The organism is Psychrobacter sp. Ps3, assembly GCF_022129275.1.
Lineage (GTDB): Bacteria > Pseudomonadota > Gammaproteobacteria > Pseudomonadales > Moraxellaceae > Psychrobacter > Psychrobacter submarinus.
In genome coordinates, this window is record NZ_JADQAL010000008.1 from 42,767 (window position 1) to 60,620 (window position 17,854).

A 17,854-nucleotide genomic window follows, 5' to 3' on the forward strand; every position below is an offset into this window, starting at 1 on the left:
CATCGGTATTATGCTATCTTTTTTGGGTCAGAGCGGCTTGTCATGGCATAATAGCTGTCGTTCACTTAATCATCCGTTCGCTCAATTATCCGTTTACTCAATCATATAGACCGCTTATCTTATCCTATGAAATCATCTTCTGGCCTTATCCCTAGCACTGACAAACCTAGCTTTTCTTCGCCTGAAGAGATAAAGCAGTGGATTAAGGCGCAAGCGCGAGATTTAGGATTTGCCGATTGCGGATTTATATCGGTGCAGCATCCTTTATTTGCGCAGCAGCTTGAGCAGTTGCAGCTTTGGTTAGCGAAAGGTTATGAAGGACAGTTACAGTTTATGCATGGCAATCACCACCTGCGTGCTCATCCTGAGCAGTTGGTAGAAGGCGCTAAGACTATCGTTAGCGTGCGTATGGACTATTTGACTGAAACGCCTAAACCGCGCACCGTTGAAGATGACGATCGCCCAAACCACGGTATCATTGCGCGCTATGCTCGCGGGCGCGACTATCACAAGACCATGCGCAGTCGCCTCAAACAACTGGCTTTGAGGATAGAAGCGATGCTGCCAGAATGGCAGCAATCAGCTATTGGAGACGATATTGGTGCAAATAGTAATTTTGTCTTTCGGCCTTTTAGCGACTCTGCGCCTATTTTTGAGCGGCCTATCGCTGATGCTGTTGGCCTTGGCTGGACCGGCAAGCACACCTTGTTGCTCAATAAACAAGCCGGTTCTTTTTTTGTATTGGGTGAGTTATTTATCAGTCTAGAGCTACCTGATGATCAGCCGGTTGCCGCGCATTGCGGTAGCTGCCACGCTTGTATCGATATCTGTCCTACTCAGGCAATCGTGGGTCCGCATGAGCTTAACGCAGCCGCTTGCATCTCATATTTGACCATCGAGCATGACGGCGTTATTGATGTTAAATATCGCCGCGCTATTGGCAACCGTGTGTTTGGCTGCGACGACTGTCAGCTGATATGCCCTTGGAATCGTTATGCCAAGCTCACAACGGTTGAGGACTTTGCCCCAAGGCATAAACTCGATAGCAGTAGTCTGCTTGAGCTTTGGCAATGGAGCGAGGCGGATTTTTTACAATACACCCAAGGCAGCCCGCTACGCCGTACCGGCTATGTGAACTTTCTGCGTAATATCGCTATCGGTCTAGGCAACGCCACTGCTGATGATATTAATATTGAGCAATTAAAATCTAGACTTGGTCGACACAATGACGTTTTGGATGAGCATATTCACTGGGCTATAGAAGAGCAAACTAGCAAATTAACCGCTAACAAGACTTCCCCTTCAAGTTAAACCAATAAAAAAACGCCTCTTATTAAATAAGAAGCGTTCATCAAAATATTACTTTTTACCCAGTTAATGGGTTAAAAATAAGTTGGCAGCATTATGGCTTAGGAATACGCAGTACTTGACCGGGATAAATCTTATCTGGATCTGACAGCATAGGTTTGTTAGCTTCAAATATTTTCATATAGTCGCCTGAAGAGCCATAAACGTCTTGAGCGATTTTTGAGAGACTGTCACCTGATTTTACTGTGTACATGGTAGATTCTGGCGCATCTTCTTCGATATCGATATTGTCGATAACCTTTGCTACGTTTTGGACGTTACCAATAGCAATAATCGCTTTTTCGCGGTCCGCTTGAGTCTTTGCATTACCGCTGATTTCAGCAGTATCAGTAGAACCATTATATTTGACTTTTAAATTACTGATCTGCAGATTCTGCTGCTGAATACGACGTAGCAAAATATTCGCCACCGACTGCGCCGATGGTTCGTTATCTTTTACTGGGGTATTAGCGTCTGCTTGAGTTTCTTTTTTTGCATCGTGCTTGTCATCATCACGATTAAAAATCTTATCACCAATGTCTTTTGCAAAACTGAACATTCCCATCTAATTACTCCTTTTGATGTTGTTATCTATTATTTGCTTTATAAGTATAACAAAGGCTAGAGGTTTGCATAGTAGCGGTATGTTGAGTAATGTTAAACTTATGAAAACTTATGTCACCTTATGGAATAGGTTTAGCTTAATATCAATGCTAGTCATAAATGCGAGCCAAAAAAAAACCGCTTATCTATTAAGATAAACGGCGCAGCAGCTCGCTGATAATAGGGTAAACTGATACCATATTACAGCTGGGCTTGTACGTAATCGATAGCTTTTTGTACTGTAGTCAATTCTGCTGAGTCTTCATCAGGGATAGTGATACCGAAATCACTTTCAAATGACATAACTAGCTCAACTAAGTCCAAAGAGTCAGCGCCTAAGTCTTCCATGAATGAAGCTTCGTTTTTGATATCTTCAACGTTCATGCCTAACTGCTCTGCTACGGCAGATTTTATTCTTAGCTCAATATCGTTATTGCTCATACAAAGTACTCCTTAGTGTCTATCAATTTGGGAATTATAGCAATTATCTGAAGCGTTAAGGGCTTAGTTAAACTGTGATAGTGCTGACTGGTTACAGATAGCTCGATATCATTATCAGTTTTTGACCCGAATAACCAATTGCTATAATACAGGGGTTTGGCCTAAAAGTGTCCGTTATTATAACAGTATTTATTAGAGTTTACACTCGTTCACACAGTTTTTTATTGTGCTAATGTAACTTTTTAATATTTAACTTTTTGTGCTTAGTGTAGCGCACTACATATAAGCACAGTATATCATTGCAGCGCACTACATATACATGCCGCCGTTGACTGGAATAACCGCTCCTGTGATATAACTGGCTTCGTCACCTGCTAAAAATAACACCGCAGCAGCGATATCTTCTGGCTGACCCAAACGCCCGATAGGCACTGCATCTAACATAGAGTTGAGCAGACGCTCGTCAAGCTCGTCCGTCATATCCGTTTCGATCAGACCGGGTGCCACGCAATTGATAGTCACCTGCCGTGAGCCGATCTCGCGCGCAAGCGTTCGGCTAAAACCTTCAAGACCTGCTTTAGTCGCGGCGTAGTTCGACTGTCCAGCATTACCCATCTTAGCGACTACTGAGCTGATATTGATAATACGGCCACGGCGCGCTTTCATCATACCGCGAACCGCACGTTTGCTCATCCGGTACACTGAGGTCAGGTTAGTGTCGATGACACTTTCCCAATCTTCATCTTTCATACGCATAAGCAAGCCGTCTTTAGTGATGCCAGCATTGTTAACGAGTACTTGTACCGCACCGTAGACACTCTCAATCTCTTCAAACAGCTTATCGATTTGTTCAGGGTCTCGAACGTCTAATACTCGGCCTATACCACCTGAATCATGCAGATAATCGTCGATGAGGGCTGCGCCCTTCTCAGTCGTTGCGGTACCAATGACAAAATGACCTTCTTTAGCAAAGCGCTTGGCAACCGCCTTGCCTATGCCTCGGCTAGCACCAGAAACTAAGGTAATTGTACGACTCATGATAGTGCCTCCATTAATTTATCAAGACGAGCAGGCTTGTCCGTTGGATAGCTGGTAATCGGTTGAGCTTGACGCTTGGCCAAATTGCTCAGTACATTACCACTGCCGCATTCGATTAGAATATTGATTTGTTTGTATGCGAGCTCTTGCATAGTTTTTGACCATAGCACCGCTTCACTGAGCTGCTCGGTCAACGCTTGCTTGATACTGGGCGAACTGGTCTCGACCCGTGCATGGCGATTTTGGATCACCGGAATCGTCGCTTGATCGAAATTAATAGCTGCCAAAGCTTCGGCTAATGCTTGGCTAGCAGGTTCCATCAAAGCGCAATGAGAAGGCACACTGACCTTGAGAGGTATCGCTTTTTTGCCCGTGTTCTGTACTTTGTCGATGACGGCAGCAACGCCTAGCGCATTGCCAGAGATCACCACTTGCCCAGGGCTATTGAAGTTTGCAGCGTTAACAATAGCATCATCTACATGCTCAGTCGCTTGCTCACATAAGGTTTCGACGCGGCTATCTTCAAGACCTAATACAGCAGCCATAGCAGTATCGATACCGGCAACCGCCTCTTGCATTAGTTGACCACGTTTATGTACTAGCTGTATCGCATCAGCAAAACTAAGCACTCCAGAAGCACACAGCGCACTGTACTCTCCAAGAGAATGCCCCGCTAGGTAGCAAGGAGTAATATTCGCCTCAGTCAGCTTTTCTTGTAAGATACGCCAAATAGCGATACTCGCTGCTAATAGCGCAGGCTGAGTATACTGAGTCTGGTTGAGCTTATCCTCGTCTTGACAAATCGCCCACAAATCCTCTCCCAGCGCAGTGCTAGCCTCAGCGAATGTATCACGAATCTGCGGGTAGATTTCGCTCAGCTCTGCGGTCATGCCGACTGCTTGCGCACCTTGCCCAGGAAAGACAATTGCTATACGGGGCTTCGTTGTTATCGTATCAGGCGTTAATGCCATAGCCAATATTCCTTAGTGATTAAAAGCGCTTTTGATAATAAGCAAATATAATAAACGGGTCAGTTATCATAAATTGTATTTAGCAGCTCATCGTCTGTAATAATAAATAATAGCTCATTCATTTATGATTCATCATAATCATGAGCAAACTATACACTGCTCTGCTCAATTATCATAGTTAACAACTGTACTCAGATTATTATAGCGCTAATAAATGATATCAATTAAACAACCACCATATATGAGACGGTGACTACATTATTCATCAAATTCTAAATGGCAAAAAGCCAAGCCACCACGCTATACAATATATGATAGCAAGATAACTTGGCTTTTTTATAATCTGTATGTTCAACAGCAAACATCTTAACGAATAATAGCTACTATTATAGTTAGCTACTATTTATTGATACGTTTACTTATCAAGCAATAGATTAAGCGTCTTGAGCAACTTTGAATAACTGACGACCGCGATAGAATCCGTCTTTAGTCATATGATGACGACGATGTTTCTCACCAGTAGTAGCATCTACGCTCAGCTCAGCCACTTCCATACGGTGGTGTGAACGGCGCATGTCACGACGAGAACGGCTTTTACGACTTTTTTGAACAGCCATGATATAGCTCCTATACTTAAAAAGGGGTAAGCTTAAAATTCAGCTTTAATCGATACTGACTTAAGCTTATGATCTATCAAACATCAACCACGAAAACTTAACACAGTACTAAATTAATGAGTTTGCTATCTGTTTAACCTGCCAATTGAATCTCACTAAGCCTTGGTTAATACAAGCTCAGCGACCAGCAGCGCCTTACTAGAATGCAATAAACGGGACATTATACGCGGATTTATCAGATTAATAAAGCCCTGCGTCAAACTCTTCTGTGCCTAGTCACAAAATAGGCTAGTAAAAAATTACAACTTGCCCTTCAATGCTGATAAAGCAGCAAAAGGGTTTTCGCCCTCTTCCTCTTCTGGTATCTCTCCAAACTGCTCAACGCTCATTTCACAGTCGTCATGTTTGGGCGCTAAAGGCATCTTGAGTAGTAGCTCATCTTCAATAAGCTTTTTGAGCGGTAGTAAGCGCTCAGGAGTTTGGTTATCCACTATTTCCTCAAGAAGCAAATAGTCTTGCTCCTCATCCACCAAACTTGCCTGGCTCTCATCTTCTAGCAATGCAATATCATAGTCATCGGTTAAGGACGTCGCTACAGGCTGCAAACAGCGTTGGCAAGTCAACCACACCTCGCCTTCTACCTCAAAGGATAAATGCAAAACATTATTACGACGGTATAGATGCGTGTGTACTGGCAAATTAGTCTGTTGATGCTCATCAGTCAACGAAGCAGCTAAGCGCTCAAAGGAAGTAGGATCGACTTCACCTTGCCACTCAAAGCCCGTATCTTCCCATTTGTTCAAAGAGATGTATTCAGGCATACGTACGTGAGATGACGCTTTATTATCTTGAGTGACAGTCTCTGATTTAGAGTTAGTTTGAGAAGGTGACATAAGCGGCCTCGCTGATCAAAATGGGGTATAATATTGCTTGCCATACTAACTGAAAGCGCGGTAGGACACTAGCGCAAGTATGTTACTGTTTTTGCAGCGTTAAAACTGCGAATTATTAGTACTAATAGCTCTGTTTTTAGTCATCAATTTTTAGTCTTTTATCGCTAATTGTTACGAGCGACTTTTCTATATAATTAAAATCTCTATGATAACCACAATCCTGACAACTGATACTCATACCGACTTCTCTACTCTGTTGACCAACGGTGCCGCTAATAGGCTCCTAGAAGCGCTTAATGCCTTAGCTGATAAGGAAGCTAATAAGTCTAGCTCAACGAATAGCAGTTTTACAATCGATTGCAGTAGCTTTGATGCTGATGATCTAAAGCTACTGGCAGACGACGATAAAGCGACTACAACTTTGATACAACTATTTAATCAGCTCTTTGTTGATCAGCAGGTAGAGCTGGTGCGCGGTGCACATGAGCCAGAATACTTCCCAGCGAATAACGGTAACCTAGCCCGTATTGAGTTCGCGCATGGGTTCTTTAATAGCGCTTTGCATGAGATCAGCCACTGGTGTATCGCCGGACAGGCACGGCGACAGTTAAGCGACTTTGGCTATTGGTATGCAGCAGATGGTCGCAGTGAAGCCCAGCAGCATGCTTTTGAGCGTGTTGAGGTCAAACCGCAAGCTTTAGAGTGCTTGTTTACTTTAGCTTGTCAGCGCCCCTTTCAAGTATCCCAAGACAATCTATTTGCAGAATTCGATACTAGCCGTAGCACTTTTGCCAGTGACGTCTATCGGCAAGCACAAAACTATATCGCTCAGCCGCAAAGCTTACCTAGGGATGCTCAGACTTTACTAAAAACACTCTTGAGCTTATTTGCTGATAAAGACACTCAATCAATTTATTAATAAAAATTACCAGTTAACGATTCGCCACCATTTGTAACCTGTCACTACTACTATCTAAAACTTTTTTGATTTTATACTGGGTATTGAATCGTCATTTATTTAATATAAATGAGAAAAACAATAAAAAAGAACTATAAACGAGGAGCTATTATGCAAACGCTGTATATTCATCCTGACAATCCGCAGCCTCGGCTTATCAAGCAAGCCGCTGACATGCTGCGAGATGACAAACTTATTATTTATCCGACTGATACCAGCTATGCGTTTGGCTGCCGTCTAGGCGCTAAGGACGCTTTAGAGAAGCTAAAGATGATACGCGAGCTTGATGATAAGCATCAATTCACCTTGCTGTGCCGCGATCTAAGTGAGATTGCCACTTATGCTACGGTCGATAATGTCCAATTCAAACAACTAAAAGCGCATACTCCTGCGCCGATTACTTTTATTTTGAATGCCACCAAAGATGTCCCAAAAAAGCTCGCTCATGCTAAGAAAAAGACCATCGGTATTCGCGTACCGAGCAATCCTATCGCACAAGCACTATTAGAAGCGATGGACGAGCCTATCTTGACCAGCTCACTTATTTTACCTGATCGTGACGATATTTTAGATGATCCTTTCGATATCGAAGAGCTATTAGATAATCAAGTTGATGGTCTGATAAATGCTGGTATTAAGACTACTAAGCTGACTACTATCGTCGATATGACCAATAGTCAACCTGAGGTTATCCGGCAGGGCGCGGCGGATGTCAGCGACTTGTTACTATAAAGGCTTTACGTTATTTGTATTTTCAACTGCTCAATAAACGTAGGGTGCATTCCATATGCCGATTGCCTTTAAGAACCACTTAAATATTAAAGCATAAAATGCACCTTACAAACAATGTAATAGTTTTAGATCTAAATTTCAGACATAAAAAAAGCGCCAATAAATTGGCGCTTTTTTGTACAAAACCTAAACGGCTTATAGACTAGTCGCGGTCAACTAATTCTACATAAGCCATAGGTGCGTTATCACCATCACGGTGACCACACTTAACAATACGCAGATAACCACCTGGACGCGTTTGGTAACGAGGACCTAACGTGCTAAATAGTTTACCTACCATAGCTTTGCTGCGCATACGGCTAAATGCCAAGCGACGGTTAGCAACGCTATCTTCTTTTGCTAGAGTAATTAATGGCTCGGCAACGCGGCGTAATTCTTTAGCTTTTGGTAAAGTTGTTTTGATCAGTTCATGCTCAAACAATGAGTTGGTCATGTTCTGGAACATTGCTTTACGATGACTGCCGGTACGACCCAGCTTGACTCCACTCTTACGATGGCGCATAGTCAAATATCCTTAATGTTTAACGGCTGCGATAAGAGAAGCGATCATCAACCCGCAGGTCAGCTGGTGGCCAGTTATCTAGGCGCATACCAAGCTCTAAATCTTTAGACGCCAAAACGTCTTTGATTTCGGTTAATGACTTCTTACCAAGATTTGGGGTTTTTAGAAGTTCAGTCTCTGAACGCTGTACCAAATCACCGATATAGTAAATGTTTTCAGCTTTTAAGCAGTTGGCTGAGCGAACCGTTAGTTCAAGATCGTCCACAGGGCGTAATAGCACAGGATCGACCTCTTCTTTCTCTTTCACAGGCTCAGGCGCTTCTTCAGCTTCTAAATCAACAAAGATTGAAATCTGTTGTTGTAAAATAGTGGCCGCTTTACGAATTGCTTCTTCTGGATCTATAGTGCCATTAGTTTCAAGCTCAATGATAAGACGATCAAGGTCAGTACGCTGTTCAACACGAGCGTTCTCTACTTGATAAGCAACCCGCAGTACTGGGCTAAAGCTTGCATCAAGCTTTAAGCGGCCAATCGCTTTGGTATCACCATCTTCACGGCGCTGATTTGCTGGCTCATATCCACGACCCATCACTACGCGCAGACGCATCTTAAGATGACCGCGCTCACTCAACGTACCCAATACTAACTCTGGGTTAATAATGTCTACGTTGTGCGGCAATTCAATATCTGCAGCAGTAATGGTGCCTGGACCTTGTTTATCCAAGGTCAAGAATACTTCATTTTGGTCATGAAGCGTCAATGCCAAGCCTTTTAAATTCAAAAGCAAGTCAAGGACATCTTCTTGCAGACCCTCTAAAGTTGAGTATTCATGGTCAACACCATCAATCTCAGCTTCGATGACTGCAGCACCAGGTAATGAAGATAACAAGATGCGACGCAGGGCATTCCCTAAGGTATGACCAAAGCCGCGTTCTAACGGTTCGAGCGTGACTTTCGCAATCGTCTCGTTAACCGTATCCACGTTAATGGCATTCGGCGTTAGAAACTCAGTTGCATTTAGCATCATGATGTCACCTCGATTTGTTTATCTGGATTAATTAACGTTAATGGCTCAATGCTATAAGCATAACATTGAGCAGTACGTTACTTACTTAGAGTATAGCTCAACGATCAAGCTTTCGTTGATTTCAGCAGGTAGATCAATACGATCTGGAGCATGTTTAAACGTGCCCTGTAGTTTGCTGTTGTCAACATCAAGCCATTCTGGAATACCACGTTGTGATGCTAGTTCCATAGCGTTTTTAATACGTAGCTGTTCGCGAGACTTCTCTTGAATAGCAATGACATCACCATCTTGCAACTGGATTGATGGAATGTTCACACGAACAAACTCATCACGGCCAGCTTTTTTTACCATAACAGTGCGATGGCTGACTAGCTGACGTGCTTCAGCGCGAGTTGAGCCAAAGCCCATGCGGTATACCACGTTATCCAAACGACTCTCAAGCATAGCTAGTAGGTTCTCACCCGTAGCACCGCGCTTACGCGCCGCTTCTTTGTAGTAGTTTGCAAATTGACGCTCAAGTACGCCATAGATACGCTTAACTTTTTGTTTTTCGCGTAGCTGTAGAGAATACTCTGAGCTCTTGTTACGGCTTACACCGTGCTGACCAGGTGGACGACCAGCTTTCTTTGTTTTAACATCATACGGCTTAACACCAGACTTAAGGCCTAAGTCAGTGCCTTCGCGACGTGATAATTTGAGTTTTGGTCCAATATAACGGGCCATTGTTCTGTCTCCTTTAAGCTCTTATTATTAAAAGCTTCGTCTCTAATATTAGACGCGGCGCTTTTTCGGCGCACGGCAACCATTGTGTGGGATTGGGGTTACATCAGAGATGCTGTTAATTTTATAACCCAATGCACCTAGTGCTCTTACCGCAGACTCACGACCCGGTCCTGGTCCTTTGACCAAAACATCGACATTCTTAACACCATATTCTTGAGCCGCTTTACCAGCGACTTCAGCTGCAACCTGAGCGGCAAATGGTGTAGATTTACGTGAACCACGGAAGCCTTGTCCACCTGAAGTGGCCCAAGCCAATGCATTACCTTGACGATCGGTAATCGTTACAATGGTGTTATTAAAAGACGCATGGATATGGGCAACGCCCTCCGATACTGAACGACGAGTCACCTTTTTGCGACTACGAGTGTCTTTAGCCATCTTTTAGCTTCCTAAGTTAATTATCTTTTGAGAGGGCGTGTCGGACCCTTACGAGTACGAGCGTTGTTTTTGGTATTTTGACCACGAACAGGTAGGTTACGGCGATGGCGAATGCCACGGTAACAACCTAAGTCAACCAAACGCTTGATATTCATTGACACTTCACGACGAAGATCACCTTCAGTCATGTATTCTGCAACTTGTGCACGGATAGCATCTAACTGTGTATCATCTAACTGACTAACTTTAGTTGTAGGGGCAATGCCAACTGCTTCTAGAATTTTCTGAGCAGTGGTACGACCTATACCAAAGATGTAAGTTAGTGAAATCACAGCATGCTTATTATCCGGAATGTTTACGCCGGCAATACGAGCCATTGATTTCTCTCCATTAAAGAAAAATATGCATTATTTATTATAAATAGCGCATTTTTCAGATTTGTTGCTGTTAATACCTCACTTCTATCTCTCTACTTTGAAGCTTTTATTATCATTAGCAGATAATAAGAGTGCTACTAAAGCAGAAGTATACAATTTTTTGGTATGAACTACGGCAAGTGGCGGATGATATCGCATCCGCCACTTTTTTTCAAGTATTAATTTAACAAACTGTTTAGGCTTAACGCCATGATCAGTTTTTAATTAACCTTGGCGTTGCTTGTGGCGCGGTTCAGCTGTGCAGATAACATGTACACGACCTTTACGGCGTACAATCTTGCAGCTACCACAAATCTTTTTTACTGAGGCTTGAACTTTCATGGAATGCTCCTTGAATAACCACCACACTCGCTTATGGCTGAGTGGGTGATTGAATTAACGTCTGATCATGGTATTGATGGGTCATCAAATGCGCTTGAATTTGCGAGATGAAGTCCATTACCACAACCACCATAATCAGTAGCGACGTACCACCAAGTTGGAACGGCACACCAAATGAGGATTGAACGACCATCGGCATCAAACAAATAACCGTCATGTACATCGCGCCAATAAAGGTTAGTCGATTTAACACATGGTCAAGATAACGCTGAGTTTGTTGTCCGGGGCGAATACCTGGAATATACGCTCCACTACGTTTAAGGTTTTCTGCAACCTCGCGTGGACTAAAAACCAATGCCGTATAAAAATAGCAAAAGAAGATAATCATCGCACCAAACAGTACTAGATATAGCGGCTGTCCAGGAGACAACACCAACGCTATATTTTGTAATATCTTTTGGGTAAAAGTAGGATCAGCCGATTGACCGACCCACTGCCCTAAACTAGCTGGAAACAGTAATAAGGAGCTAGCAAAAATAGCGGGAATAACCCCTGCCATGTTTAATTTCAGCGGCAAATGTGACTGCTGCTGAGCATAAATTTTGCGACCTTGTTGCTGCTTTTGCGCATAGTTTACTGGGACACGGCGCTGCGCACGTTCGATATAAACGATACCGGCGGTTACCGCAATGCCTAATATTACAAAGATAAAGAGTACAATCAAGTTCATCTGACCTTGATTGACCTGTTCGATCGATTGCAAAATCATACCTGGCGTACCGGCGACAATGCTTGCAAAAATGAGCATTGAGATACCGTTACCTACGCCGCGCTCTGTAATCTGCTCACCAAGCCACATCAAGAACATAGCGCCTGCAACCAACGAGGTTACAGCAGGAATATAAAAGGTCAGACCGGAAGATAAAGTCAAATTCTGACTGATCAAACCGGCACACATCCCTAATGACTGCACCAAAGCCAAAGCAAGCGTCCCTTGACGGGTATACTTGTTCAGCGTACGTCGACCTGCTTCACCCTCTTTTTTGAGAGCTTCAAGCGAAGGTACGACTGCCGACATCATCTGTACAATAATTGACGCTGAGATGTACGGCATGATACCTAGTGCCATAATTGACATACGCTCAAGCGCGCCACCTGAGAACATATTAAACATGCTCAAAATAGTGTTTTCGTTGCGCGAGAACAGATCTGCCAAGTTGACCGGGTTAATACCCGGTACTGGAATATGAGACCCTAAACGATAAACAATCAATGCGCCAATCAAAAATAACAAACGCGTCCAAAGCTCGTCATACTTACGTATAAAAGCGAAAGGATTAAGCGGAATACCACTTGAGGTCATTGATTGTTTTGACAAGTTACTACTCCTCGATGCTACCACCAGCAGCTTCGATTGCTTGCTTGGCGCCTTTAGTTACTTTGATACCTTTAAAGGTATAAGCTTTAGTAACTTCGCCTGATAGCATAACACGGGCACGTTTCATGTCGTGACGGATAAGGTTAGCTGCTTTTAGAGTCTCTAAGCTAATCACATCGCCTTCAACTTTATTCAGCTCAGACAAACGTACCTCAGCGGTAGTCATTGCCATTTTACTGGTAAAGCCAAATTTTGGTAGACGACGATATAAAGGCATTTGACCACCTTCAAATCCTGAACGAACGCTAGAACCTGAACGTGATTTTTGACCTTTTACACCGCGGCCACCTGTCTTACCAAGACCTGAACCGATACCACGACCACGACGTTGGGCAGTTTTCTTCGCGCCAACACCTGGTGATAATTCGTTTAATCTAAGTCCCATTACGCTTCCTCCACTTTTACCATGTAGTTGACGCGATTGACCATACCACGAGTTGAAGGAGTATCTTCAACGATGACTGTATGATTAATACGGCGTAAACCCAATCCTTTCAAGCTAGCTTTGTGGCTCTTGAGGCGATGGGCACCTGATTTAAATTGAGTGACTTTCATTTTTTTCATCGTAACTCACCTAGTCTAAGTTAACCCAAAATTTCGTCTACAGATTTACCACGTTTTGCTGCCATCTTCTCTGGAGTTGACATATCACGTAAACCGTTGAATGTCGCGCGAACGACGTTAGCGGTATTGGTAGAACCATGACACTTTGTTAAAACATCTTTAACACCAGCAACTTCTAGTACCGCACGCATTGCGCCACCAGCGATTACGCCAGTACCTTCAGATGCAGGCTGCATATAGACCTTGCTCGCACCGTGACGTGCTGCAATAGGATGATGCAAAGTGGCTTCATTAAGATCCACAGTGATCATATTGCGTTTAGCTGCTTCTAAAGCTTTTTGGATAGCAGCTGGTACTTCGCGCGCTTTACCACGGCCGAAACCAACGCGGCCATTACCATCACCCACTACCGTTAAAGCAGTGAAAGAGAAGATACGACCACCTTTAACCACTTTTGCAACGCGATCAACGGTAACTAGGCGTTCTACTAAACCATCGCTTTGTTCATTTTTATCATTTCTATCGTTTCTAGCCATGATTAAAACTCCAATCCATTTTCGCGAGCAGCTTCAGCTAAAGCTTTTACTCGACCATGATATTTAAAACCACTACGGTCAAAGGCAACTTTCGTAATACCAGCTGCTTTTGCGCGTTCTGCGATCATTTGTCCTACAGACGTCGCTGCATCAGCGTTACCAGTCGCGCCTGAACGCAAGCTGCTGTCTAAGGTAGATGCCTGAGCGATCACTTCACCACCGTTCGGAGAGATAATCTGGGCATAGATGTGCTTTGGTGTGCGGTTTACCGTAAGACGATTAACGCCTAAATGACGGATATGTGCACGGGTTTTTTTAGCTCGACGCAGACGAGCTGCTTTTTTATCAAACATGTCCTCTCACCTTATTTTTTCTTGGCTTCTTTGCGAATAATGCGCTCGTCACTATAACGAATACCTTTACCTTTGTAAGGCTCTGGCGGACGGAAACCACGGATATTAGCCGCTGCTTGACCAAGTTGCTGCTTATTGTTTGATTTCAAAACAATTTCAGTTTGCGTTGGCGTTTCAGCTGACACACTTTCAGGCAACGTATATTCTACTGGATGTGAATAACCAACGTTTAAGGTTACTTTATCGCCAGCAGCTTGTGCACGATAACCAACACCGATTAGCTGAAGGCGCTTCTCGAACCCTTCGCTAACGCCTTTAACGTGGTTGTTAAGTAAGGCGCGAACGGTGCCAGTGTGCATCATGGCTTCTTTTGAATCGACTGTAGGTGAGAGAATGATAGTATCATCTTCCTGTTTCAGCTCGACCAATTCATGCAGGTGTAAAGACATAGTACCGTTCTTGCCTTTCACTTCGACCTGCCGATCGTTCAAAGTAACACTTACGCCGCTAGGCAGTGTCACTGGGGCTTTAGCCACACGAGACATAGGAATATTCCTTAAAAAAATTAAAACATCTGTTAGCTGACTACTATCAAAACATAAATTAAATTCAGTTAGGATAATAGCGAAAAAACTAACAGGCTAAAAAGCGTGTTAGTTTATCATAATTGATCTTAATTAACACCTATCAATTTATAGTTAGTAAGTGCTGATGTGATATCAGGCTTACAGCTATTCAAAAAAATAGTCTGTAAGCTTAATAAGATACAAATAGACTTTATCGTTTTATTGCGCAGCAAAAATGCTAATTAAGCAACAAATGCAACGATTTCACCACCGATACCAGCAGCGCGAGCAGCACGATCACTCATGATACCTTGACTGGTTGATACGATAGCCACACCCATACCTTGCTTAACAGTAGGGATATTGTCTTTACCGCGATGCTGGCGTAGGCCAGGACGGCTATAACGTTGAATAGTTTCGATGACAGCTTTGCCTTCGAAATATTTAAGCTCGATAGTTAATGTCGCTTTGTTGTTCGCTTCTTCGCTAACTTCAGCGCTGGCTACATAACCTTCACTAACCAAAAGGTCAGCGATAGATTTACGTAGTTTTGAGCTTGGCATAGCTACGGACATTTTATTAGCCATTTGTGCGTTGCGAATACGGGTTAGCATATCCCCAACAGTATCTTGCATACTCATATGATTACTCCTTACCAGCTTGCTTTACGAACACCAGGCACATCGCCTTGCATGACACGCTCACGCAGCATATTGCGTGATAAGCCAAACTTGCGGAAGTAACCGTGAGGACGACCGGTGATAGCACAACGATTACGCAGACGTACTGGTGATGAGTTGCGTGGTAGAGCTTGTAGCTCTAACATTGCATCCATACGCTCTTCGTCACTTGCGTTGATGTCACTGATAGTTTCTTTTAGCTTCACACGCTTCTCAGCGTATTTAGCAACCATTTTTTCGCGCTTTAATTCGCGGTTGATCATGCTCTTCTTTGCCATAACGTCTTTACCTTATTTGAATGGGAAGCCGAATGCTTTGAGTAACGCACGACCTTCTTCATCAGAACTTGCTGACGTAGTGATTGTCACATCCATACCACGGATACGATCAATTTTATCATAGTCTACTTCTGGGAATACGATTTGCTCTTTGATACCCAATGAGTAGTTACCACGTCCGTCAAAAGCTTTAGGTGAAAAACCACGGAAGTCACGAATACGAGGAATCGCAATAGCAATGAGACGATCTAAAAATTCGTACATTTGCTCACCGCGAAGCGTTACTTTACAGCCAATTGGCCACTCTTCACGAATTTTGAAACCAGCAACTGATTTGCGTGCTTTGGTGACAACAGGCTTTTGACCAGCGATAGCGGTCATGTCTGCTACAGCACCTTCAAGTAACTTCTTATCTTGTGATGCGCCGCCGACACCCATGTTCAATGTGATTTTAGTGATTTTAGGCACTTGCATCACATTTTCTACACCGATCTCTTTTTGAATCTGCTGCTTGAGTTCATTGTTATATAAAGCTTTTAATCTTGCCATTACTATTACACCCTTAGTGTCTTACGCAGTCGCCACTACTTCACCATTTGAGCGATAAACGCGTTGTTTCACGCCTTCATCGTTCGTCTGATAAGTAATACGGTCTGCTTTTTGGGTTTGCGCATTTAAGATTGCGACATTTGAAATATGCAAAAAGGCTTCTTGCTTAACGATACCACCCTCGCTACCAGTCGCCTGATTTGGCTTTTGGTGTTTGGTGACGATGTTAATGCCTTCGACTTTGATGCGATCGTTTTTAACAGCTTGTACAGTACCTTGCTTGCCTTTGTCTTTACCAGCAATCACGATAACTGTATCGCCTTTACGTAATTTAGCCATGGGTTACCTCACAATACTTCTGGTGCTAGGGATACAATTTTCATAAACTGATCACCACGTAGTTCACGAGTTACCGGTCCAAAAATACGAGTTGCAATTGGTGCTTTGTTTTGGTTGAGCAATACCGCAGCATTGTCATCAAAACGAATCACTGAACCATCAGAGCGACGAACGCCTTTTTTGGTACGTACAACTACCGCATTCATCACGTCGCCTTTTTTGACACGACCACGAGGAATAGCTTCTTTAACCGTTATCTTAATGATATCGCCGACAGATGCATAACGACGATGAGAACCACCCAGTACTTTAATGCACTGAACTCTTCTTGCACCGCTATTGTCTGCAACTTCCAGCATAGATTCGACCTGAATCATAGCGTTACTCCACACGTATGAGCAATAAAAGCCAGTTGCTGCCGCTTGCACAGTATGAGTAAGCGGCAGGTTTATACTAGTAGCCGCATTTTACTCATAGGTGTGTGATAAACGCTCGGCGCAATCAGCATCCCTAAAAAGGCGGATATTTTAACAGCTTCTGACTTTCAATGCAATTTACTTAAATTTTTTCTACAGTTTCAACCACGTCAACTAAAGTCCAAGACTTTGTTTTTGAGATTGGACGCGTTTCTTTGATGCGGACAAGGTCGCCTTGTTGGCAGACATTGTTCTCATCGTGGGCTTTGATTTTAGTAGAACGACGAAGCTGTTTGCCATACAAAGGATGACGAACCAGACGCTCAATCAAAACCGTGATGGACTTATCCATCTTGTTGCTCACAACACGTCCTGTTAGGACGCTAGCATTGGTAGTTTCTTGATTGTTATCGCTCATGAGTCGCCTCGTTGTTTCTCGTTGATCAAAGTCTGAAGCTGAGCAATCGTACGACGATTGGCACGTACTTCATGGGTGTTCCCCAACTGACCGGTTGCTTTAGCCATACGAATACGGAAAGCATCAAGTTGCTTTTCATCAAGTAACTGGGTCAGTTCTTCTAATGATTTATCACGTAATTCACTGATCTTCATTACATTATCGTCCGCTTAACAATGGTAGTTTTAAAGGGCAGTTTTGCTGCTGCAAGCGTTAAGGCATCGCGAGCAAGCTCTTCTGAAACCCCTTCGATTTCGTATAGCACTTTACCAGGTTTGATTTCGCAGACCCAATACTCGACAGGACCTTTACCTTTACCCATACGTACTTCTAGAGGCTTATTAGTAATTGGCTTGTCTGGGAAAACACGAATCCAAATCTTACCACCACGCTTAATCTTACGAGTGATAGTACGACGTGCTGCTTCAATTTGACGAGCAGTCATACGACCACGAGTCAAAGATTTTAGACCAATTTGTCCGAATGCAACGGTGCTTCCACGATGAGCGAGCCCTGTGTTACGACCTTTGTGCATTTTACGAAACTTGGTACGTTTTGGCTGTAACATAG

General features: G+C 43.4%; 29 protein-coding genes. 3 read left to right on the plus strand and 26 right to left on the minus strand.

Going from position 1 to position 17,854, the window contains the following annotated elements; all coding sequences use genetic code 11:
- Positions 1–126 precede the first annotated feature (126 nt).
- Positions 127–1,311, plus strand: coding sequence for a tRNA epoxyqueuosine(34) reductase QueG (gene queG / locus I3248_RS04135; RefSeq protein WP_238062655.1), 1,185 nt, complete (start codon positions 127–129; stop codon positions 1,309–1,311).
- 91 nt (positions 1,312–1,402) lie between these two features.
- Here queG and lysM read toward each other — a convergent pair whose 3' ends face one another.
- The 6 genes from lysM to I3248_RS04165 form a co-directional block, all read right to left on the minus strand.
- On the minus strand, positions 1,403–1,912 hold the full coding sequence (gene lysM, locus I3248_RS04140; protein WP_201611313.1) for a peptidoglycan-binding protein LysM: 510 nt from the start codon (positions 1,910–1,912) through the stop codon (positions 1,403–1,405).
- Positions 1,913–2,151: 239 nt separating this feature from the next.
- On the minus strand, positions 2,152–2,391 hold the full coding sequence (gene acpP / locus I3248_RS04145) for an acyl carrier protein (RefSeq protein ID WP_025644348.1): 240 nt from the start codon (positions 2,389–2,391) through the stop codon (positions 2,152–2,154).
- Positions 2,392–2,700: 309 nt separating this feature from the next.
- Positions 2,701–3,429: a 3-oxoacyl-ACP reductase FabG gene (fabG, locus tag I3248_RS04150; protein ID WP_025644350.1), complete on the minus strand. Its 729-nt coding sequence runs from the start codon at positions 3,427–3,429 to the stop codon at positions 2,701–2,703.
- The gene (gene fabD / locus I3248_RS04155; protein WP_238062656.1) at positions 3,426–4,400 is read right to left on the minus strand and encodes an ACP S-malonyltransferase; all 975 of its coding nucleotides are present in this window, start codon (positions 4,398–4,400) and stop codon (positions 3,426–3,428) included. Before fabD ends, fabG begins: the two co-directional genes overlap by 4 nt.
- Positions 4,401–4,834: 434 nt before the next feature.
- On the minus strand, positions 4,835–5,017 hold the full coding sequence (gene rpmF, locus I3248_RS04160; protein ID WP_025644354.1) for a 50S ribosomal protein L32: 183 nt from the start codon (positions 5,015–5,017) through the stop codon (positions 4,835–4,837).
- Between the two features lie 299 nt (positions 5,018–5,316).
- On the minus strand, positions 5,317–5,910 hold the full coding sequence (locus I3248_RS04165; RefSeq protein ID WP_201558535.1) for a DUF177 domain-containing protein: 594 nt from the start codon (positions 5,908–5,910) through the stop codon (positions 5,317–5,319).
- Between the two features lie 205 nt (positions 5,911–6,115).
- Here I3248_RS04165 and I3248_RS04170 point away from each other — a divergent pair, with 205 nt between their 5' ends.
- Both I3248_RS04170 and I3248_RS04175 read left to right on the plus strand, forming a co-directional pair.
- Positions 6,116–6,829: an elongation factor P hydroxylase gene (locus tag I3248_RS04170; RefSeq protein WP_238062657.1), complete on the plus strand. Its 714-nt coding sequence runs from the start codon at positions 6,116–6,118 to the stop codon at positions 6,827–6,829.
- A gap of 150 nt (positions 6,830–6,979) precedes the next feature.
- Positions 6,980–7,600: an L-threonylcarbamoyladenylate synthase gene (locus I3248_RS04175; protein ID WP_025644360.1), complete on the plus strand. Its 621-nt coding sequence runs from the start codon at positions 6,980–6,982 to the stop codon at positions 7,598–7,600.
- 202 nt (positions 7,601–7,802) lie between these two features.
- Here I3248_RS04175 and rplQ read toward each other — a convergent pair whose 3' ends face one another.
- From rplQ to rplP, 20 genes are all read right to left on the minus strand, one after another.
- Positions 7,803–8,162, minus strand: a complete 360-nt coding sequence (gene rplQ, locus I3248_RS04180; protein WP_025644362.1) for a 50S ribosomal protein L17 — start codon at positions 8,160–8,162, stop codon at positions 7,803–7,805.
- 19 nt (positions 8,163–8,181) lie between these two features.
- Positions 8,182–9,189, minus strand: a complete 1,008-nt coding sequence (rpoA, locus tag I3248_RS04185; protein ID WP_025644365.1) for a DNA-directed RNA polymerase subunit alpha — start codon at positions 9,187–9,189, stop codon at positions 8,182–8,184.
- 81 nt (positions 9,190–9,270) lie between these two features.
- Entirely contained in the window at positions 9,271–9,912 is a 642-nt protein-coding gene (gene rpsD / locus I3248_RS04190) for a 30S ribosomal protein S4 (protein ID WP_025644367.1), read from the minus strand.
- Between the two features lie 48 nt (positions 9,913–9,960).
- Entirely contained in the window at positions 9,961–10,350 is a 390-nt protein-coding gene (rpsK, locus tag I3248_RS04195; RefSeq protein ID WP_025644368.1) for a 30S ribosomal protein S11, read from the minus strand.
- A 20-nt stretch (positions 10,351–10,370) separates the two neighbouring features.
- Positions 10,371–10,727 carry a 30S ribosomal protein S13 gene (rpsM, locus tag I3248_RS04200; protein ID WP_025644369.1) on the minus strand — a complete coding sequence of 119 codons (357 nt, stop codon included), beginning with the start codon at positions 10,725–10,727 and terminating at the stop codon, positions 10,371–10,373.
- A gap of 264 nt (positions 10,728–10,991) precedes the next feature.
- The gene (rpmJ, locus tag I3248_RS04205) at positions 10,992–11,108 is read right to left on the minus strand and encodes a 50S ribosomal protein L36 (protein WP_025644371.1); all 117 of its coding nucleotides are present in this window, start codon (positions 11,106–11,108) and stop codon (positions 10,992–10,994) included.
- Positions 11,109–11,139: 31 nt separating this feature from the next.
- Positions 11,140–12,471 carry a preprotein translocase subunit SecY gene (secY, locus tag I3248_RS04210; protein ID WP_238062676.1) on the minus strand — a complete coding sequence of 444 codons (1,332 nt, stop codon included), beginning with the start codon at positions 12,469–12,471 and terminating at the stop codon, positions 11,140–11,142.
- A gap of 19 nt (positions 12,472–12,490) precedes the next feature.
- Positions 12,491–12,931, minus strand: coding sequence for a 50S ribosomal protein L15 (rplO, locus tag I3248_RS04215; RefSeq protein WP_025644375.1), 441 nt, complete (start codon positions 12,929–12,931; stop codon positions 12,491–12,493).
- A complete protein-coding gene (gene rpmD / locus I3248_RS04220; RefSeq protein ID WP_025644377.1) occupies positions 12,931–13,110 on the minus strand; it encodes a 50S ribosomal protein L30 in 180 nt (59 codons plus the stop codon). The genes rplO and rpmD overlap by 1 nt, the downstream gene beginning before the upstream one ends.
- Before the next feature lie 20 nt (positions 13,111–13,130).
- Entirely contained in the window at positions 13,131–13,646 is a 516-nt protein-coding gene (rpsE, locus tag I3248_RS04225; RefSeq protein ID WP_025644379.1) for a 30S ribosomal protein S5, read from the minus strand.
- Between the two features lie 2 nt (positions 13,647–13,648).
- Complete coding sequence (rplR, locus tag I3248_RS04230) at positions 13,649–13,999, minus strand: 50S ribosomal protein L18 (protein ID WP_025644381.1); 351 nt, start codon at positions 13,997–13,999, stop codon at positions 13,649–13,651.
- A gap of 11 nt (positions 14,000–14,010) precedes the next feature.
- Entirely contained in the window at positions 14,011–14,544 is a 534-nt protein-coding gene (rplF, locus tag I3248_RS04235) for a 50S ribosomal protein L6 (RefSeq protein ID WP_025644383.1), read from the minus strand.
- A 263-nt stretch (positions 14,545–14,807) separates the two neighbouring features.
- A complete protein-coding gene (rpsH, locus tag I3248_RS04240) occupies positions 14,808–15,206 on the minus strand; it encodes a 30S ribosomal protein S8 (RefSeq protein WP_238062658.1) in 399 nt (132 codons plus the stop codon).
- 11 nt (positions 15,207–15,217) lie between these two features.
- The gene (rpsN, locus tag I3248_RS04245) at positions 15,218–15,523 is read right to left on the minus strand and encodes a 30S ribosomal protein S14 (protein ID WP_025644387.1); all 306 of its coding nucleotides are present in this window, start codon (positions 15,521–15,523) and stop codon (positions 15,218–15,220) included.
- Positions 15,524–15,535: 12 nt separating this feature from the next.
- On the minus strand, positions 15,536–16,072 hold the full coding sequence (rplE, locus tag I3248_RS04250; RefSeq protein WP_025644388.1) for a 50S ribosomal protein L5: 537 nt from the start codon (positions 16,070–16,072) through the stop codon (positions 15,536–15,538).
- A 21-nt stretch (positions 16,073–16,093) separates the two neighbouring features.
- Positions 16,094–16,411 carry a 50S ribosomal protein L24 gene (gene rplX, locus I3248_RS04255; RefSeq protein WP_025644390.1) on the minus strand — a complete coding sequence of 106 codons (318 nt, stop codon included), beginning with the start codon at positions 16,409–16,411 and terminating at the stop codon, positions 16,094–16,096.
- Between the two features lie 8 nt (positions 16,412–16,419).
- The gene (gene rplN / locus I3248_RS04260) at positions 16,420–16,788 is read right to left on the minus strand and encodes a 50S ribosomal protein L14 (protein ID WP_025644392.1); all 369 of its coding nucleotides are present in this window, start codon (positions 16,786–16,788) and stop codon (positions 16,420–16,422) included.
- A 181-nt stretch (positions 16,789–16,969) separates the two neighbouring features.
- On the minus strand, positions 16,970–17,245 hold the full coding sequence (rpsQ, locus tag I3248_RS04265; RefSeq protein WP_238062659.1) for a 30S ribosomal protein S17: 276 nt from the start codon (positions 17,243–17,245) through the stop codon (positions 16,970–16,972).
- Complete coding sequence (gene rpmC, locus I3248_RS04270; protein WP_025644397.1) at positions 17,242–17,439, minus strand: 50S ribosomal protein L29; 198 nt, start codon at positions 17,437–17,439, stop codon at positions 17,242–17,244. The genes rpsQ and rpmC overlap by 4 nt, the downstream gene beginning before the upstream one ends.
- Entirely contained in the window at positions 17,439–17,852 is a 414-nt protein-coding gene (gene rplP, locus I3248_RS04275) for a 50S ribosomal protein L16 (RefSeq protein WP_025644399.1), read from the minus strand. The genes rpmC and rplP overlap by 1 nt, the downstream gene beginning before the upstream one ends.
- Positions 17,853–17,854: the final 2 nt, after the last annotated feature.

What these genes read in the sequence shown, in the direction of transcription:
- lysM (WP_201611313.1), bottom strand. Translation starts at nt 1,912, where the DNA reads ATGGGAATGTTCAGTTTTGCAAAAGACATTGGTGATAAGATTTTTAAT.
- rpsQ (WP_238062659.1), bottom strand. Translation starts at nt 17,245, where the DNA reads ATGAGCGATAACAATCAAGAAACTACCAATGCTAGCGTCCTAACAGGA.
- rplX (WP_025644390.1), bottom strand. Translation starts at nt 16,411, where the DNA reads ATGGCTAAATTACGTAAAGGCGATACAGTTATCGTGATTGCTGGTAAA.
- secY (WP_238062676.1), bottom strand. Translation starts at nt 12,471, where the DNA reads ATGACCTCAAGTGGTATTCCGCTTAATCCTTTCGCTTTTATACGTAAG.
- rpsK (WP_025644368.1), bottom strand. Translation starts at nt 10,350, where the DNA reads ATGGCTAAAGACACTCGTAGTCGCAAAAAGGTGACTCGTCGTTCAGTA.
- rpoA (WP_025644365.1), bottom strand. Translation starts at nt 9,189, where the DNA reads ATGATGCTAAATGCAACTGAGTTTCTAACGCCGAATGCCATTAACGTG.
- fabG (WP_025644350.1), bottom strand. Translation starts at nt 3,429, where the DNA reads ATGAGTCGTACAATTACCTTAGTTTCTGGTGCTAGCCGAGGCATAGGC.
- rpsM (WP_025644369.1), bottom strand. Translation starts at nt 10,727, where the DNA reads ATGGCTCGTATTGCCGGCGTAAACATTCCGGATAATAAGCATGCTGTG.
- I3248_RS04175 (WP_025644360.1), top strand. Translation starts at nt 6,980, where the DNA reads ATGCAAACGCTGTATATTCATCCTGACAATCCGCAGCCTCGGCTTATC.
- rplE (WP_025644388.1), bottom strand. Translation starts at nt 16,072, where the DNA reads ATGGCAAGATTAAAAGCTTTATATAACAATGAACTCAAGCAGCAGATT.
- queG (WP_238062655.1), top strand. Translation starts at nt 127, where the DNA reads ATGAAATCATCTTCTGGCCTTATCCCTAGCACTGACAAACCTAGCTTT.
- rpsE (WP_025644379.1), bottom strand. Translation starts at nt 13,646, where the DNA reads ATGGCTAGAAACGATAGAAATGATAAAAATGAACAAAGCGATGGTTTA.
- rpsH (WP_238062658.1), bottom strand. Translation starts at nt 15,206, where the DNA reads ATGAGTATGCAAGATACTGTTGGGGATATGCTAACCCGTATTCGCAAC.
- rpmD (WP_025644377.1), bottom strand. Translation starts at nt 13,110, where the DNA reads ATGAAAAAAATGAAAGTCACTCAATTTAAATCAGGTGCCCATCGCCTC.
- rplO (WP_025644375.1), bottom strand. Translation starts at nt 12,931, where the DNA reads ATGGGACTTAGATTAAACGAATTATCACCAGGTGTTGGCGCGAAGAAA.
- rplN (WP_025644392.1), bottom strand. Translation starts at nt 16,788, where the DNA reads ATGATTCAGGTCGAATCTATGCTGGAAGTTGCAGACAATAGCGGTGCA.
- rplF (WP_025644383.1), bottom strand. Translation starts at nt 14,544, where the DNA reads ATGTCTCGTGTGGCTAAAGCCCCAGTGACACTGCCTAGCGGCGTAAGT.
- rpsN (WP_025644387.1), bottom strand. Translation starts at nt 15,523, where the DNA reads ATGGCAAAGAAGAGCATGATCAACCGCGAATTAAAGCGCGAAAAAATG.
- rplQ (WP_025644362.1), bottom strand. Translation starts at nt 8,162, where the DNA reads ATGCGCCATCGTAAGAGTGGAGTCAAGCTGGGTCGTACCGGCAGTCAT.
- rpmJ (WP_025644371.1), bottom strand. Translation starts at nt 11,108, where the DNA reads ATGAAAGTTCAAGCCTCAGTAAAAAAGATTTGTGGTAGCTGCAAGATT.
- rplP (WP_025644399.1), bottom strand. Translation starts at nt 17,852, where the DNA reads ATGTTACAGCCAAAACGTACCAAGTTTCGTAAAATGCACAAAGGTCGT.
- rpmF (WP_025644354.1), bottom strand. Translation starts at nt 5,017, where the DNA reads ATGGCTGTTCAAAAAAGTCGTAAAAGCCGTTCTCGTCGTGACATGCGC.
- fabD (WP_238062656.1), bottom strand. Translation starts at nt 4,400, where the DNA reads ATGGCATTAACGCCTGATACGATAACAACGAAGCCCCGTATAGCAATT.
- rpmC (WP_025644397.1), bottom strand. Translation starts at nt 17,439, where the DNA reads ATGAAGATCAGTGAATTACGTGATAAATCATTAGAAGAACTGACCCAG.
- rpsD (WP_025644367.1), bottom strand. Translation starts at nt 9,912, where the DNA reads ATGGCCCGTTATATTGGACCAAAACTCAAATTATCACGTCGCGAAGGC.
- acpP (WP_025644348.1), bottom strand. Translation starts at nt 2,391, where the DNA reads ATGAGCAATAACGATATTGAGCTAAGAATAAAATCTGCCGTAGCAGAG.
- rplR (WP_025644381.1), bottom strand. Translation starts at nt 13,999, where the DNA reads ATGTTTGATAAAAAAGCAGCTCGTCTGCGTCGAGCTAAAAAAACCCGT.
- I3248_RS04165 (WP_201558535.1), bottom strand. Translation starts at nt 5,910, where the DNA reads ATGTCACCTTCTCAAACTAACTCTAAATCAGAGACTGTCACTCAAGAT.
- I3248_RS04170 (WP_238062657.1), top strand. Translation starts at nt 6,116, where the DNA reads ATGATAACCACAATCCTGACAACTGATACTCATACCGACTTCTCTACT.